The following is a 14,414-nucleotide window of genomic DNA, read 5'->3' as shown; positions in this document are numbered from 1 at the left end:
TGCCGGCGCAATGCCGATGCAAACAGCGACTGTTCAGATAAGGGAGACGCCAGCATGAGCACGCAACACGTCAACGGCATGGCCGTGGAAATCGACGGCGAGGGGCCGGCACTGTTGTGCATACACGGCTTGGGCGGCTCCTCGAATACCTGGACGCCCGTCATGGGCGCCTTCGACGGTTTCCGCGTGATCCGCCCCGACCTGCCAGGCAGTGCGCGCTCGGCGCTGGGCGAAAAGCGCCTGTCCATCTCTGTCTATGTGGACGCGCTGGCCGGATTGCTGGACGCATTGGACGTCGATGCGGCGCATGTCGTCGCCCATTCGCTCGGAACCGTCGTGGCCCAGCATCTTGCCGCGGCGCATCCGGGCAGGGTCAAGTCGTTGGTCCTGTTCGGCCCGCTGGCCGCACCACCCGACGCGGGCCGGCCCGGCATCCGGGCGCGGGCGGAGCTGGCGCGCGGCGGCGACGCGGCCATGCAGGAGATCGCGGACGCCATCGTCAAGGCCGCGACCAGCGCCCAGACCAAGCAGGATCAGCCCGCCGTGCTGGCGCTGGTGCGCGAGAGCGTGATGCGCCAGCCGCCGCAAGGCTACGCGCAGAGCTGCGAGGCGCTGGCCGATGCGCAGCCGGCCGCGGTCGAGACGATAGGCGTGCCGGCCCTGCTGGTCACCGGCGACCAGGACGGCGTGGCGCCGCCCGCCAATGTCGAGGCCCTGGCCGCGCGCATGCCAGGCAGCCGCCGCATCGTGCTGGACGGATGCGGCCACTGGACCACCTACGAAAAGCCCCAGGCCTGCATGCAGGCCCTGCGGGAGTTCCACGCGGCGCTGCGCTAGGCCACGTTTTCCTGGCGTTTCAACATAAGAAATCGGCCCCCAACGCGGGCCGGAGGAGACCTGTCATGTCCAGAATTGCCATTACCAATGTCGCCATCTTCGATGGCAGCGGCATGGAACCTTTTCAAGGCGAAGTATTGATCGACGGCGCGCGCATCGCGCAGGTCGCGCGCGCGCCAGAGCAGGTGAGCCGGGAGGGCGCGCGCCTCATCGACGGGCGCGGCCGCTTCCTGATGCCGGGCATGACGGAAGCGCACACGCATTTCTCCTGGAACGACCAGCCCACGCTGGCCGCTATCCAGTTCATGCCGCCGGAAGAGCACATACTCTGGTGCGTGCGCGTGGCCAAACGCTATCTGGAAATGGGTTGGACCTCGGCCATCGGCGCGGCCGCGGCCAAGCCGCGCCTCGACGTGGTGCTGCGCAACGCCATCAATGCCGGCGAATGCCCGGGGCCGCGCTACCTGGCGGGCAGCCAGGAGATCACCACCATAGGCGCGCTGGGCGACAACTCGCTGCCGCACATGCCGTTCGACGAGCTTAGCTTCGGCAGCGTGTGCTGTGGCCCCGAAGAGATCCGGCGTTCGGCGCGCACCTTCATCAAGTACGGTGTCGATCACCTGAAGATAAATCTGTCCGGCGAGTACATCGCCGGGCTGCCGGCCGAGATGTCGCCGTTCGCGGAAGACGAGATCGCCATGCTGGCCAGCGAGGCCAAGCGCTACGGCAAGCGCGTCGCGGCCCACGCGCGCTCCAGCGAGTCGGTCAAGCAATGCGTGCGCCACGGCATCGAGATGATCTACCACGCCAGCTTCGCCGACGAAGAGGCGCTCGACATGCTGGAAGCCAACAAGGACCGCCATTTCGTCGCGCCCGGCATAGGCTGGTTGATCCGCACCGCCTTCAATGCCTCTGAATACGGCATCACGCCCGCCGTCGCCGAACAGATGGGCTACAAGCGCGAGCTGGAAATCGCCTCGGAGTCGCTGCGCAAGATGCACCAGCGGGGCATCCGCATCCTGCCCGGCGGCGACTACGGTTTTGCCTGGATGCCGCACGGTACCAGCGCCAATGATCTCCAGTATTTCGTCGACTACATCGGCATGACCCCCACGGAGGCGCTGGTTTCCGCCACCGGCCTGGGCGGCCATATCATGCAGCGGCCGGATGAGCTGGGCATGCTGCGCGCCGGCTATCTCGCGGACTTGGTCATGGTCGATGGCGATCCGCTCAAGGATCTGTCGCTGCTGGTCGATCCGGACAGGATCGTGCTGGTAATCAAGGATGGGCGGGTGTGCAAGGACACTTGTCCGCGCGGGCGGGGCGATGCCGCGGCGGTGCAGACCACGGAGGGCCTCAGGGAGACCGTGGCACATTGAGCCCTGGGGCGTCCGCAAGGGGGCGCCTTCTTTCGTCATGCGGAGTGTGCTGTAGCCGCGCGCTGGGTAATCAGTTCTCCGATCCGGTCTATCAACGCCAGCAGCTGCGGCGTTGCCGGCAATGCCGTGTTCATTCGCAGGCAATTCGCAAACCGCTTGCCGTCCGCCGAGAACATCGCGCCAGGGCAGACGCTGAAACCTTCGGCCTGCCCCTGTCGCATCAATTCCCGCGTATCGGTTCCTGCCGCCAATTCCAGCCACAGCAGGAACCCCGCATCCGGTTGTGTGTAGCGGGTGCTTGCGGGCCAGGTAGACCGTATCCGCGCCGAGATGGCGCGCATCGAGGCTTGTGTCCTGGCTGTGAAGCGCCGCAGGTGCCGGTCGTAGTCGCCGTTGAGCATCAGATCGGCCAGCGCCGCCTCCATGACGGGCGATCCCGCCAGGCTGGCTTCGACGCGCTTTTCCGTGGCCTCGCGCACGAAGCGTCCGGCCTCAAGCCAGCCTGTGCGCCAACCCGGGGCCAGCGTCTTCGACACGGACGAGCAGTACAGCACCATGCCTGCAGTATCGAAGGCCTTGCAAGAAGGTTCGCGTTGCGGTTGCATGGTGATGTCGCCGTACAAGTCGTCTTCGATCAGCGGCACCCCTGCGCGGGTGGCCAACTGCACCAGCCGCTGCTTCGCCCGCACCGGCATGGTGAAGCCGGACGGATTGTTCGCGGTCGGACAGACGATCACCGCCGCGATCCGGTAACGCTTCAACGCGCTATCGAGCACATCCAGGTCCATGCCCCTGCCCGCATCGGCGGGGATCTCGAGCGCCTTCAAGCCGTGCGCCTTCAGCAGCATCAGCGTGCCGAAGTAGCAGGGCGATTCCACCGCGACCGTATCGCCTGGCTTTGTCACCACGCCCAGCGCGATCTGCATGGCCTGCGTCGCGCCAGCAGTGATGATGAGCTTGTCGGGATCCAGGTTTCCGTCCCAGCGCAGCGCCCGTTTGGCGATCTGGCGGCGCAGGTCCGCGCGGCCGGGCGGCACGCTGTACAGCACGCCTTGCGCACCCAGGCGGCGATGCGCGGCAGCGACGCTGCGGGCCAGTTCGCGGCTGGGCAACCAATCGGGGCAAGGCGTGGCCGCGCCCAGCATGACCAGGTCGGGCGAACGGGCCTGGGCGAACAGGTCATGGACCTGCCCGGTCAGCGTGACGGGGCGCGGCAGCGCGGACGGACGCTGGGGCGCCGCACGCGCAACGGGCGCTTGGTGGCGCGGCGCCACGTAGTAGCCGGAGCGGGGGCGGGCGACGACCAGGCCCTGCGATTCCAGCTCACGCAAGGCGCGTTCGGCGGTGGGCGCGCTGACCTTGTTGGCCAACGCCAGTTGCCGCACCGAGGGTAGCTTGTCGCCCGGCGCGAGCTGGCCGCGTGCGATCACGGCGCCCAAGCGCGAGGCAATGCGGCCGTATGTGGTGGCGGAAGCGGCCATTGAATTCTGTATAGGTATTTTTATTGGAAATCTGACTATACAGATAAGCTGGCGGTGAAACTAGCATCACGTCTTGTCTGGACTGGAGAGACCGATGAAAGTCGCAATGCTTGCCTACGACGGGTTTACCGATGTGGACCTGTTCCTCCCCTGGGACCTGTTCAACCGCGTGCAGGATCCGGACTATGTGAACTACCAAGGGCCCTGGTCGGTCCGCATCTGTTCCGATGCTGATGAGGTCAGGTCCAACACCGGCATCAGCTTCCGGCCGCATGGCAAGCTGGAAGAGCTGCGCGAGGCCGACGCTGTATTCATCGTCAGCGGTCCGGGTTCGCGCGCCAAGCTGGCGGATGCGGACTTCATGGCGCGCCTGCAACTGGATCCGGACCGCCAGGTGATCGGCGCCATCGATTCGGGCGTGCTGTTCCTGGCCAAGCTGGGCTTGCTGGAAGGCAAGACGGCCACGACCTATCCCGGCGTGTTCGCCGAACTGGAGTCGATGGGAATCAGCACCGTGCACGAAGCGCTGGTCGTGCACGGCAATGTGGCATCGGCGGGCGGCTGCTTGTCCACCCAGGACCTCGCGGGCTGGATCGTCGAGCGGTTGTTGGGCAAGGAAAAGTCCGAGGCGATGCTGGGGATGATCGCCAAGGTGGAGTGAGCGCGCGGCGGCGCTGTTCTACGTCCTCAAACCTCGCCCACCCCTTCCCGCACACTCGCCGCCAGCATCTGCGCGGTCGCCGCCGACAAGGTCCAGCCCAGATGCCCATGCCCCGTGTTGTAGAACACGCCCGGCCGCCTGCCGGGGCCGACGCGGGGCATCATGCTGGGGGTCATGGGGCGCAATCCGCACCAGGGCACCACGCGCGAGGTGCGGATGCCGGGGAAGTGCTTGCGGGTCCAGTCCACCAGCGGCTGTACGCGTTCGGCGCGGATGTCCATGTTGAAGCCGTTGAATTCGGCCGTGCCGGCCACGCGGAAGCGGTCGCCCAGCCGGCTGGTGACGATCTTGGCGGCTTCGTCCAGCAGGCTGACGTGCGGCGCGGCGGCCTGACTGGCGGCGTCGTCCAGGTGCACGCTGATGGAGTAGCCCTTGACCGGGTAGATGTTGAGCGTGTCGCCCAGCTGCCTGGCGAACTGCCGGCTGATGGCGCCTGCGCAGACGACGATGGCGTCGGCCTCGTGCTGTTCGCGGCGCGTGCCGCCCTCGCGCGCGACGTCGAGCACGTAGGGCGCGCCGTCCACGCTGATGTGGCGGATGTCGGCGTCCTGCGCGAAGCGCACGCCGCGGCGCTCGCAGGCGCGGGCCAGGCCGCTGGTGAATTTGTGGATGTCGCCGGTGGCGTCCGAGGGCGTGTAGAAGCCGCCGTGGCAGGGCGTTTGCAGCGTGGGCTCGATGCCGCGCGCTTCCTCGGGCGACACCGCGTAGCGCTCCAGCCCGCCTTCCTGCAGCAGGGCATTGGCGCGGCGCGCGGTCTCGAAGCTGGCGGCATCGTGGTAGATGTGCAGGATGCCGCGGCGCTCCAGGTCGAAATCTATGCCTTCTTCTTCCGCCATGGCGTACAGGTGCTGGCGCGCGGCGATGGCGAGCCGCGTGGTCTCGATGGTATTGCGGCGGTAGTTGCGGATCTGTCCGATGAACTGCGCCAGCCAGGAGTACTTGTGCCAGCTGAAGCGGGGATTGAGCAGCAGCGGAGCGTTGTGGCGGCCGAGCCAGCGCAGGCCTTTCATGATGGTGGCGGTGCTGTTCCAGACCTCGGCGTTGCTGGCCGACAACTGGCCGCCATTGGCATAGGAGGTCTCCATGGCGGGATAGCGCTGGCGGTCGTAGACGGTGACGTGGTATCCCAGTTTGCTCAAGGCATAGGCGGACGTGACGCCGGTGATACCGGCGCCAATGATGGCGATGCGGGGCATGATGGCTCCAGATTGAGTGGCCGCGGCCACCCGGCCGCAGCACCCCATCTGTCTCTGTACCTGAGAGCTTCACCCGCGGCGCAAGCGGCGGCGGGTTCCCCTTCGGTGGGCGCGCTTGGCGCCTCTCTCCAGATTGTCTAGACCGCGCAGTCCTGTTTGCCTGAGAGTTTCCGGGGCGGTTGCTCCGTCGGCGCCTGCCGCTGGGACAGGTCTCTTCTGCGGGGTTTTGGATCGACGAGCCGAGAATAGCCAAAATCCCCGGGAATGAGACCAAGGGTTAGTACCTATGGAGCGCCGCGCCGCGTTACGATGCTTGCGCGCCGCCGTTGCGGCGCCACGGATCCGACACGACAGGGAATGATGAGAATGCGCTTGAACAGCATGCTGCGCACGGGATTGTTTGCGCTGATGGCCGGAGGCAGCGCACTGGCGCAGGCCGGTCCGGCCGACGCGGACCGCAAGATCGACGAGGCGGTTCAGGCCGTCATGCGCGAACATGGCATCCCTGGGATGTCGATCGCCGTGACCGAAGACGGCGCGCAGCGCTTCTACAACTACGGCGTGGCGTCCAGGGAAACGGGAAAGCCGGCGGGCAGCGATACCCTTTATGAGGTCGGCTCCATCAGCAAGACCTACACGGCAACGCTGGCAGCCTACGCGCAGGCGCGCGGCCGCCTGGCGTTGAGCGACAGTCCGGCCAAGTATCTGCCGGAACTCGCCGGCAGCGAGTTCGCCAAACTGAGCCTGATCAACCTGGGCACGCACACGACCGGCGGCTTCCCCTTGCAGGTGCCCGACGCGATCAAGAACCAGGCGCAGCTGATGGCTTACCTCAAGGCGTGGAAGCCCGAGCATGCCGCCGGCACGTACCGTACCTACGCCAACCCCAGCATCGGCATGCTGGGCGTGGTCGCCGCCAAGAGCCTGAACCGGCCGTTCAAGGCGGCGATGGAGCGGGACCTGTTTCCCAAGCTGGGCCTGACCAGCACCTACATTGACGTGCCCGCCGCCAGGATGGTTGACTACGCGCAGGGCTACAACAAGCAGGACGCGCCCGTGCGCGTGAATCCCGGCGTGCTGGCGGACGAGGCCTATGGTGTGAAGACCAGCGCGCGTGACCTGATCCGCTTCGTCGACGCGAACATGGGCTTGAACGTCGCCGATGCCGAACTGCGCGATGCGATCGCGCAGACGCACGTTGGCTATTACCAGCTGGGCGACATGGTCCAGGACCTGGCCTGGGAACAACTGCGCTATCCGGCGACGCTGGACGCGCTGCTGACGGCCAACGCCGCCAACTACAACAGCCAGAGCCAGCCGGTGACCGCATTGAACCCGGCGCTGCCGCCGCAGGACGCCGTGTGGATCAACAAGACGGGTTCGACCAACGGCTTCGGCGGCTACGTGGCGTTCGTGCCGTCGAAAAAGCGGGGCATCGTGATACTGGCCAACCGCAACTATCCGAACGAGGCCAGGGTCCGGCTGGCGTACCGGATCCTGGGCGAATTGGACAAGTAGGCGCGCAGGCCACGGGCTAGCGCGCAGGCGGCTGCCGCGCCGCGTCGTAGCGCGGCAGCAGCTGCATCACTTCCAGCCGCTTGCATAGCTGCGCCAGCCGTTCCATCTTGTAGGCGTTCACGTCCATGCCCGCGTAGTCATAGAAGCCCTGGCCGTCGCGCAGTCCGTTGCGCCCCTGTTCCATGTTGCAGGCGATGACGGCGGGCGAGGCGAAGCGCGGATCGATGGCGTCGGCGAGATAGCGCGAGGCGTAGTAGAGGATGTCGCCGCCGCCCCAATCTATGAATTCCAGCAGCCCCAGGACCGAGAAGCGCAGGCCGAAGCCCAGGCGCACGGCCGTGTCGATGTCTTCGGCGCTGGCCACGCCTTCCTCCACCATGCGGGCCGCTTCGTTCATGGCCAGGGCTTGGATGCGCGGCACGATGTAGCCGGCGGCGGGAGCGCATTGCACCGGCTTCTTGCCCGCCAGGCGCAGCGTTTCCAGCAGGCCCTGCGTCGCGGCCTCGCTGGTCTGGGGGCCGCGGCTCACTTCCACCAGCGGTATCAGGTAGGCGGGGTTGAGCCAATGCGCGTTCAGGAAGCGCTGCGGGCCCTGCACCAGTTCCGCCAGTTCGGTGACGAGAAAGGTGGACGTGGTAGACGCGATGATGGTGTCCGGCGCGCAGGCCGATCCCAGCCACAGAAAGGCGTCGCGCTTGGCGTCCAGGCGTTCGGGCACGGCTTCGAACACCACGCGGGCCTGCCGCAGGTCTGATTCCGCATCCGCGCGCGAGCATAGGCGCACGCGCGCCTGCGCAATCTCTGCCTGCGAAGCATCGAGCAGGCCCAGGCTGGACAGGATGCCGAGCTCGCGGCGCAGATCGTCCCGCACGCGCGCGAAGTACTCGGCCTGTTCCGCGGCCGTGCGCGGCTTGATGTCTATCAGCGTGACGTCCAGTCCGGCATGGATGTATGACAGCGTGATGCCCACGCCCATGCGGCCGGCGCCGATCACGCACAGTTTTTCGTTCATGGCATGCATCCTCGTGTCAGCAGCCTTCGGCCAGCAGTTTGCGCATGCCGTCGCGCGACAGGCGGTCCAGGCCCAGGCGCTCCAGCGTGCGTCCTTCAGCGTAGAGATCACGGCCGGTAACCGCGCTGGCCAGGCTCAGCAAGCCTTGCGCCACGGGCGTCGGCACGCCCGCCCAGCGGCCGGCCGACACCAGGAAAGACAGGCCGAGCCGCGTGTCCTCGAGCATATAGCGGTGCGTGTGCAGGTCTATGTCCTCGCGCCAGTCGCCGCTGTCCGTGAGCCGGCCGTGCGCGCCGCGGCCGTACATCCATTCGTCGCCCTCGGCGGCGTAGTGGTCGGCCAGCGGGAAGTGGGGCGCGGCATAGCCCAGGGCCACGCGGATGGCGATGCGCTCGGCGTCCAGCGCGTCGGTCACGCGCCGGATCGAGGCCTGGGTGCCTTCGTTGTGGATGTCCCACTTGTCGAAGTGTTCGAGCGGACCCGCGTTCATCATGATGAGCGGCGGGTGGATGATGGGCCCGGCATTCATCAGCGCGCCGGAAAGCCCGTCCTCTATCGGCTCGACGCTGGGATAGGCGCGCCGGACCACCGCCAGCGCATGCTCCGACAGCCGGCGCGGGAAGACGCCCGTGGGCAGGCGGGTCGCGTGGCCGCTGACGACGACTTTTTCGCCATGCTTGCGCGCCAGGTAGGGCAGGGTGCCGGTCTCGGCGAAGGCCGTCTCGGCGGAATTTCCGGCGTCTTTCATGGCGCGGGCGAAGACGTAGCAGCCGAAGGTGCCAGGCAGCAGGAAAACCACCTGGCCGTCGCGCAGCAGCGGCGCCAATGCCTGGGCCAACGCTTCGTGGGTGGTGGACGGCAGGGGTATGACCAGCAGCTCGGCATCCTCCACGGCCGCGGCCAGGTCGCGCACCAGCTGCAATTGCCGCGGTCCGTCGCCCAGCGGCAGCTGGCGCGTGCCGCGATAGTCGGTGACCGTCAACGCGCCCGCGTCCCGCAATCCCTGGAAGGCGGCCCAGTCCCGCCGCCACCAGCGCAGCTCATGGCCTTTTTCAAGCAAGTCGGCCGCCGCCGCGTAGCAGCCGTGGCCGCCGCCTATGACGCTGATTCTCATGGTCAAGCTCCGTCTGTTGGAGCCTTGATCCTAGCGGCGGCGCGCGGGCCGGGCTGCGCCGAACGCGCAAGCGGCGTTCCGATCCGGCAAGCGAATTCACGCGCCGCCCGGCGGCGCCTAATGCCTGCCTTGGCGCAGGGTGTCCGACGGCAGGCAGCCGTAGCGCTTGCGGTAGTGGGTGGCGAAATGTCCGAAGCTGGAAATGCCGTGCCGCAGCAGGATGTCGGTGACGCTGTCGCCTTCGCTGGCCTGCGCAAGCGCCGCGTGCACCTGCGCCAGCCGCTGGTTGCGCACGTAGTCGCTGGGACTCTGCTTCAGGAATTGCGAGAAGCCGTTTTGCAGCGTGCGCACGGAGACGCCGCAATGGGCCGCCAGGTCCATCAGCGAGAGCGGTTGGTCCAGATGGCTTTCTATGTAATCGCGCGCGCGCCGCACGTGCAGCGGCAGCGGTTGGCGGCGGTCTGCCTGCAGGGCCTCGGAGTAGTTGTGAGGCAACTGGGTCAGCAGCAGCGTCAGCAGATAGTCTGAAAAGCCCGCGGCCAGCGTTTGCGTGACGCCTTCGATGGCGGGGTGGCGGTACAGCCGGCACAGATAGTCCAGCGTTTCGCGCACCGCCACCGGTCCGGGGGCGTCGGCATCCATTTGCAGGTCGAACACCAGCGCCTGTTTGACGGGGCGTTCGAGCAGCCGCTGCAACTGGCGTTCCAGCGCCTCGCGCTCGATGCGCAGGATCAGGTTGCGGCAGTCGCGGCCGATGCGGATCACGCTGCGCTCGGAGGGCGAGGATATCGTCAGGCTGCCCGCGTTCATCGACGCGCTGCGCTTGCCCAGCGTGATCAGCCCGGAGCCTTGCAGCGTGATGCGGATCAGGTAGTAGCTGGCGATGTCGCCGGCGTCGATCTCGACTTCGGCGCCATAGTGCAGATCGAACAAGGCCGCATTGCCGAAGAAGACGCCATACAGGCGGGATTGCAGGGGTTTTCCCGGAGGGACGCACATGCGGTGCGACCACAGGTGCTGGCTGACCTGATCCTTGATCTCGGCGATGTTGCCCGAGTCCAGCAAGCAATGGCGGTCCAGCGGATTGGTGTCGTTGAACATGCTTTCCTGCGCAGCGGGAACAGTCATTGCGTCAGGCGTATAGAGGCTGGCCGCGCAAAGACCTACAAAAGATGGGCCTGCAAGCAAGTGAGGCGCAACCCGGCCCGTGGGGCGATGGGGCAGATCTCACCACCATACAAGGGAAACAAACCATGACTGACGGCAGCCCGCGGCACGGACCAAAACCTAGCTACGCCTACGAGTGGTACGTCGTGGTGATATGCATGCTAGCGTACATATTTTCCTTCGTCGACAGGCAGATCCTGGCGTTGATGATCGAGCCCATCAAGCACGACCTGCAACTGTCCGACACGCAATTCAGCTTGCTGCACGGGCTGGCGTTTTCCTTGTTCTACGCCTTCATGGGCATCCCGATCGCCTTGCTGGCGGATCGCTATTCGCGGCCGAAGATCATCGCGATAGGTGTGGCCTTCTGGAGCCTGGCCACGGCGGCCTGTGGCCTGTCGCGCAATTTCGCGCAGATGTTTCTTGCGCGGATCGGCGTGGGCGTGGGCGAGGCGGCGCTGTCGCCTGCCACGTACTCCATGCTCAGCGACATGTTTCCGCGCGAAAAGCTGGGGCGCGCCGTCGGCATCTATTCGATCGGCTCGTTCATCGGCGGCGGCATGGCGTTCCTGATCGGCGGCTACGTCATCAACCTGCTCAAGAGCGTGGACACCGTTGCCTTGCCCTGGATAGGCGCCATGCGGCCGTGGCAGGTGACCTTCTTCATCGTGGGGTTGCCCGGCCTGCTGATCGCGCTGCTGATCCTGCTGACGGTGCGAGATCCGCAGCGGCTGGGCTTGCGGCGCAATGCCTCGGGGCAGGTGCAGAAGCCCGCCATGAAGGACACCTTCCGCTTCCTGGGCCGCCACCGCAGCACTTTTTTCTGCCACTACCTGGGCTTCTCGTTCTATGCGATGGTGCTGTTCGCGCTGCTGGGCTGGACGCCGGCGTTCTACATGCGCAAGTTCGGCATGTCGCCCTCGGAAGCGGGCTACATGCTGGGCGCGGTGGTGCTGGCCGCCAATACGGCGGGCGTGTTCTGCGGCGGCTGGTTGATGGACTGGCTGGCCAAGCGCGGCTACAGCGATGCGCCGCTGCGCGCAGGCGTGATCGGCGCGGCCGGCATGGCCTTGCCTGCGGTGATCTTCACCCAGGTCGATTCCCTGTGGTGGTCGGTGGGCTTGTTGCTGCCCGCCATGTTCTTCGCCTCGTTTCCCATGCCGACCTCGACGGCCGCGATGCAGATACTGCCGCCCAACCAACTGCGCGCCCAGGTGTCGGCGCTGTTCCTGCTGATCTCGAACCTGATCGGGCTGGGCCTGGGCACCACCGCGGTGGCCATGTTGACGGATCGGCTGTTCAAGAACCCGGCGGCGGTCGGGCAGTCCATGTCGGTCCTGGTCGGCGTGGCCACGGTGCTGTGCATCGGCCTGCTGGCCGCGGGCTGCAAGCACTATCGGCGCAGCCTGAACCTGGAAGCGCAGGAGGCGCCGCCGCTTGCGCCCGCGCGCGTGCCATCCTGAAAGCGGCGGCCCGGGCCGCCCGGGGTCGCGATGCGGCCCTTTTTTGAACTCTGTTACCTCTCCGTTGAACTGCACATTCCTCGTAAAAGAAATGGCGCCGGGGATGCGCTATAAGGGACGATTGACGCATTACTGTTCCCCCAATTCATGCCCCGTTTTCCCCGCAGTTCGTCGCTGGCCCTGTCCGTTGCCCTGGTGGGCGTCCTGGCGGGATGCTCATCCCCCAAGCCAGAGTTCGAAAAAGAAGACTTCACCCAGAACAACACCTACTCGCGCACCGTCGCCGCCAGCAACGTCGCCGCCTGCGACGCGGGCCGCCGCGCCTTGCTGAGCCAGGGCTACAACATCGACAAGTTCGAGGGTTCGCGGGTCACGGGGCACAAGAATTTCCAGGACGAAAACGGCCAGCACACGCAGATCGCCTTCAACATCGAATGCGCCTCCGACGGCAGCGCGAACGAGCGCGCGACCGTGTTCGCCAACGCGGTGCAGGACCGCTATTCGATCAAGCGCACCAACAGCTCGGCCAGCGTGGGGGTGAGCGTGCTGGGCCAGGTGTCCATGCCGTTCGGCTCCAGCGACGATTCGTTGGTGAAGACGGGCAGCCAGACGGTTGCGCGGCCCAAGTTCTACGAAGGCTTCTTCCAGCTGCTGCAGCGTTTCCTGCCGGATGCGCAGGCCGCCGCCGCGCCGCAAGCGCCCGCGGGCAGCCGTGCCAAGCCGCAACCCAAGGCCGCGCCGGCCGAGCCGCCGGAATCTCCGGACAAGCCGGCCGATACGCTGAATCCTGCCGCAGCCAGTGACGCCAGTGAGTCACCGAAAGCACCGTCCGCGGGAGGTTCCAGTTCGCCGGCCGCGCCTGCATCCGCCACGCCCGCCGCCGTGGCTCCTGCGCCGACGGCGCCTGCACCTGTGGCGCCCGCGCCCGCAGCTCCCGCGCCTGCAGCTGCGGCCCCCGCATCCAGCACGCCCGCATCGACTCCCACGCCCGCCGGGCCGGCAGGCTCCGAAGCGGCCAAGTAAGGCTGTGACGCAGGGCAGCGGCGCCGCGCCGGTTTGCCCTGGCGCAAACCGATGCGCCGCGCCCATTCGCGGCGCGGTCCGCATCCGGCGATAATCCCGGGCACCATGACCTATCAACTCCTGAAAATGCTCCACGTGGCGGCCGTGGTCGCCTGGCTGGGCGGCTCGCTGTTCGTGTCCTTGTTCCTGCTGTCGTCGCAGCCGCAGGACAGTGAGGAAGCGCCCAAAGAGCGCAAGATGCTGGGCGCCTTGCGCCGTTGGACGCTCTACGTGACCACGCCGGCCATGGTGCTGACCTGGCTGGTCGGCCTGCATCTGGCCATGACTTTCGGCTGGTTCGCCATGACCTGGATCTGGGTCAAGGTCGGCTTCGCGCTGGCGCTGTCGGCGTTGCTCGGCATCCAGAGCGCGGCCTTGCGCCGCATGGCCAACGGCAGCGACCAGCGCCCGCCGCTGGTGGATCTGTACGCGCCTTTCACCGTCATCGCCTCCGCGGCCATTGTGACGCTGGTGGTCGTCAAGCCCTTCTGATCCGCGCGGCTGGGCCATGTGCCGGGACCATATGCCCAGCCGCCATAATCAAACGCCTCTGTAATAAGGACTCAACGAACTATTCGTTCGCGCGGTCCGTCCCCCTCCCTAGAATCGTTTCTCTCATAACCGCATAGCCTGAGAGGCGATTCCAACATGACTTCCCGTTTCTTCAAGCGCCTGCTGGGCGCGGTGCTGGCTTCGGCGGCAATGTTCCATGGCCCGGCGTTCTCGGCCGATCCCAAGCCCTTGAAGGTGGGCGTGCGCGGCGGCGTCGACGAGCAGATCTGGGAGGTGGTGGCCCAGGTCGCCAAGAAGAACGGCCTGGCCGTGGAGCCCGTGGTGATCACCGGCACCGCCAGCCCGAACGAGGCGCTCAACAACGGCGATCTCAACGCCAATGCCTTCCAGCACATTCCTTTCCTGAACGACCAGATCAAGCAGCGCGGCTACAAGCTGGTGTCGGTGGCCAACACGCTGATCTCGCCCATCGCGTTCTACTCCAGGAAGTACAAGTCGCTGAAGGAACTGCCCGACGGCGCGCGCGTCGGCATCCCCAACGATCCCAGCAACCAGACGCGCGCGCTGGTCATCCTGCGCGACCAGGGCCTGATCACGCTGAGGGACGGTTTCGATCCGGCCACCGGCACGGCCACCTTGGCGGACGTGACCTCCAATCCCAAGAAGCTCAATTTCGTGGAGAGCGCCTCCGTGGTGCTGGCGCGCTCGCTGCCGGACGTGGATACCGCTGCCATCGTCAACAGCTTCGCCTATCAGGCCGGGCTGATCGCCACGCGCGACGGCATCGCGGTGGAAAAGAAGGAAAACAACCCTTACGTGAACATCATCGCGGTGCGCGAACAGGACAGGAACGCGCCCTGGGTGCCTGAGCTGGTCAAGGCTTATCACTCCGAGGAAGTGCGCCAGTTCATCCTGAGCAAATATGAAGGCTCGGTGATTCCGGTTTTTTGA

Annotated in this window: 13 protein-coding genes and 2 riboswitches; of the genes, 8 read left to right on the top strand and 5 right to left on the bottom strand. The window is 66.5% G+C overall.

Annotation, left to right across the window (positions count from 1 at the left end):
• Positions 1-54: 54 nt before the first annotated feature.
• Together BRO63_RS20260 and BRO63_RS20255 are read left to right on the top strand one after the other, a co-directional pair.
• A complete protein-coding gene (locus BRO63_RS20260) occupies positions 55-837 on the top strand; it encodes an alpha/beta fold hydrolase (RefSeq protein ID WP_088141527.1) in 783 nt (260 codons plus the stop codon).
• Between the two features lie 65 nt (positions 838-902).
• Positions 903-2,216 carry a metal-dependent hydrolase family protein gene (locus BRO63_RS20255; protein WP_088141526.1) on the top strand — a complete coding sequence of 438 codons (1,314 nt, stop codon included), beginning with the start codon at positions 903-905 and terminating at the stop codon, positions 2,214-2,216.
• A 35-nt stretch (positions 2,217-2,251) separates the two neighbouring features.
• On the opposite strand, the gene BRO63_RS20250 is transcribed toward BRO63_RS20255, so the two are convergent.
• On the bottom strand, positions 2,252-3,697 hold the full coding sequence (locus tag BRO63_RS20250) for an aminotransferase-like domain-containing protein (RefSeq protein WP_088141525.1): 1,446 nt from the start codon (positions 3,695-3,697) through the stop codon (positions 2,252-2,254).
• A gap of 94 nt (positions 3,698-3,791) precedes the next feature.
• On the opposite strand from BRO63_RS20250, the gene BRO63_RS20245 reads away from it, so the two are divergent.
• Entirely contained in the window at positions 3,792-4,358 is a 567-nt protein-coding gene (locus BRO63_RS20245; protein ID WP_088141524.1) for a DJ-1/PfpI family protein, read from the top strand.
• Between the two features lie 26 nt (positions 4,359-4,384).
• Here BRO63_RS20245 and BRO63_RS20240 read toward each other — a convergent pair whose 3' ends face one another.
• On the bottom strand, positions 4,385-5,614 hold the full coding sequence (locus BRO63_RS20240; RefSeq protein ID WP_088141523.1) for a D-amino acid dehydrogenase: 1,230 nt from the start codon (positions 5,612-5,614) through the stop codon (positions 4,385-4,387).
• A gap of 44 nt (positions 5,615-5,658) precedes the next feature.
• A riboswitch (glycine riboswitch) is annotated at positions 5,659-5,750 on the bottom strand.
• A gap of 1 nt (position 5,751) precedes the next feature.
• Positions 5,752-5,843, bottom strand: a riboswitch (glycine riboswitch).
• Between the two features lie 131 nt (positions 5,844-5,974).
• On the opposite strand from BRO63_RS20240, the gene ampC reads away from it, so the two are divergent.
• Entirely contained in the window at positions 5,975-7,132 is a 1,158-nt protein-coding gene (ampC, locus tag BRO63_RS20235) for a class C beta-lactamase (RefSeq protein ID WP_306425683.1), read from the top strand.
• A 16-nt stretch (positions 7,133-7,148) separates the two neighbouring features.
• Here the strand turns inward: ampC and BRO63_RS20230 are convergent, their stop codons facing one another.
• From BRO63_RS20230 to BRO63_RS20220, 3 genes are all read right to left on the bottom strand, one after another.
• A complete protein-coding gene (locus tag BRO63_RS20230) occupies positions 7,149-8,144 on the bottom strand; it encodes a 3-hydroxybutyryl-CoA dehydrogenase (RefSeq protein ID WP_256942898.1) in 996 nt (331 codons plus the stop codon).
• A gap of 16 nt (positions 8,145-8,160) precedes the next feature.
• Entirely contained in the window at positions 8,161-9,258 is a 1,098-nt protein-coding gene (locus BRO63_RS20225) for an NAD/NADP-dependent octopine/nopaline dehydrogenase family protein (protein ID WP_088141520.1), read from the bottom strand.
• 117 nt (positions 9,259-9,375) lie between these two features.
• Positions 9,376-10,386 carry an AraC family transcriptional regulator gene (locus BRO63_RS20220; protein WP_256942897.1) on the bottom strand — a complete coding sequence of 337 codons (1,011 nt, stop codon included), beginning with the start codon at positions 10,384-10,386 and terminating at the stop codon, positions 9,376-9,378.
• Between the two features lie 125 nt (positions 10,387-10,511).
• Between BRO63_RS20220 and BRO63_RS20215 the strand changes: the two genes are divergently transcribed.
• The 4 genes from BRO63_RS20215 (at position 10,512) to BRO63_RS20200 (ending at position 14,414) form a co-directional block, all read left to right on the top strand.
• Entirely contained in the window at positions 10,512-11,888 is a 1,377-nt protein-coding gene (locus BRO63_RS20215; protein WP_088141518.1) for a spinster family MFS transporter, read from the top strand.
• A gap of 147 nt (positions 11,889-12,035) precedes the next feature.
• Positions 12,036-12,911 carry a DUF2242 domain-containing protein gene (locus BRO63_RS20210; protein ID WP_088141517.1) on the top strand — a complete coding sequence of 292 codons (876 nt, stop codon included), beginning with the start codon at positions 12,036-12,038 and terminating at the stop codon, positions 12,909-12,911.
• Between the two features lie 105 nt (positions 12,912-13,016).
• Positions 13,017-13,442, top strand: coding sequence for a CopD family protein (locus BRO63_RS20205; RefSeq protein WP_256943364.1), 426 nt, complete (start codon positions 13,017-13,019; stop codon positions 13,440-13,442).
• Between the two features lie 156 nt (positions 13,443-13,598).
• Positions 13,599-14,414, top strand: a complete 816-nt coding sequence (locus BRO63_RS20200) for a MetQ/NlpA family ABC transporter substrate-binding protein (protein ID WP_088141516.1) — start codon at positions 13,599-13,601, stop codon at positions 14,412-14,414.

The organism is Achromobacter xylosoxidans, assembly GCF_002192695.1.
GTDB lineage: Bacteria > Pseudomonadota > Gammaproteobacteria > Burkholderiales > Burkholderiaceae_B > Achromobacter > Achromobacter xylosoxidans_C.
Note: the sequence above shows the minus strand (reverse complement) of the source record. Positions and strands in the feature narration are given on the sequence as shown.

What these genes read in the sequence shown, in the direction of transcription:
- BRO63_RS20260 (WP_088141527.1), top strand. Translation starts at nt 55, where the DNA reads ATGAGCACGCAACACGTCAACGGCATGGCCGTGGAAATCGACGGCGAG.
- BRO63_RS20255 (WP_088141526.1), top strand. Translation starts at nt 903, where the DNA reads ATGTCCAGAATTGCCATTACCAATGTCGCCATCTTCGATGGCAGCGGC.
- BRO63_RS20250 (WP_088141525.1), bottom strand. Translation starts at nt 3,697, where the DNA reads ATGGCCGCTTCCGCCACCACATACGGCCGCATTGCCTCGCGCTTGGGC.
- BRO63_RS20245 (WP_088141524.1), top strand. Translation starts at nt 3,792, where the DNA reads ATGAAAGTCGCAATGCTTGCCTACGACGGGTTTACCGATGTGGACCTG.
- BRO63_RS20240 (WP_088141523.1), bottom strand. Translation starts at nt 5,614, where the DNA reads ATGCCCCGCATCGCCATCATTGGCGCCGGTATCACCGGCGTCACGTCC.
- ampC (WP_306425683.1), top strand. Translation starts at nt 5,975, where the DNA reads ATGAGAATGCGCTTGAACAGCATGCTGCGCACGGGATTGTTTGCGCTG.
- BRO63_RS20230 (WP_256942898.1), bottom strand. Translation starts at nt 8,144, where the DNA reads ATGAACGAAAAACTGTGCGTGATCGGCGCCGGCCGCATGGGCGTGGGC.
- BRO63_RS20225 (WP_088141520.1), bottom strand. Translation starts at nt 9,258, where the DNA reads ATGAGAATCAGCGTCATAGGCGGCGGCCACGGCTGCTACGCGGCGGCG.
- BRO63_RS20220 (WP_256942897.1), bottom strand. Translation starts at nt 10,386, where the DNA reads ATGACTGTTCCCGCTGCGCAGGAAAGCATGTTCAACGACACCAATCCG.
- BRO63_RS20215 (WP_088141518.1), top strand. Translation starts at nt 10,512, where the DNA reads ATGACTGACGGCAGCCCGCGGCACGGACCAAAACCTAGCTACGCCTAC.
- BRO63_RS20210 (WP_088141517.1), top strand. Translation starts at nt 12,036, where the DNA reads ATGCCCCGTTTTCCCCGCAGTTCGTCGCTGGCCCTGTCCGTTGCCCTG.
- BRO63_RS20205 (WP_256943364.1), top strand. Translation starts at nt 13,017, where the DNA reads ATGACCTATCAACTCCTGAAAATGCTCCACGTGGCGGCCGTGGTCGCC.
- BRO63_RS20200 (WP_088141516.1), top strand. Translation starts at nt 13,599, where the DNA reads ATGACTTCCCGTTTCTTCAAGCGCCTGCTGGGCGCGGTGCTGGCTTCG.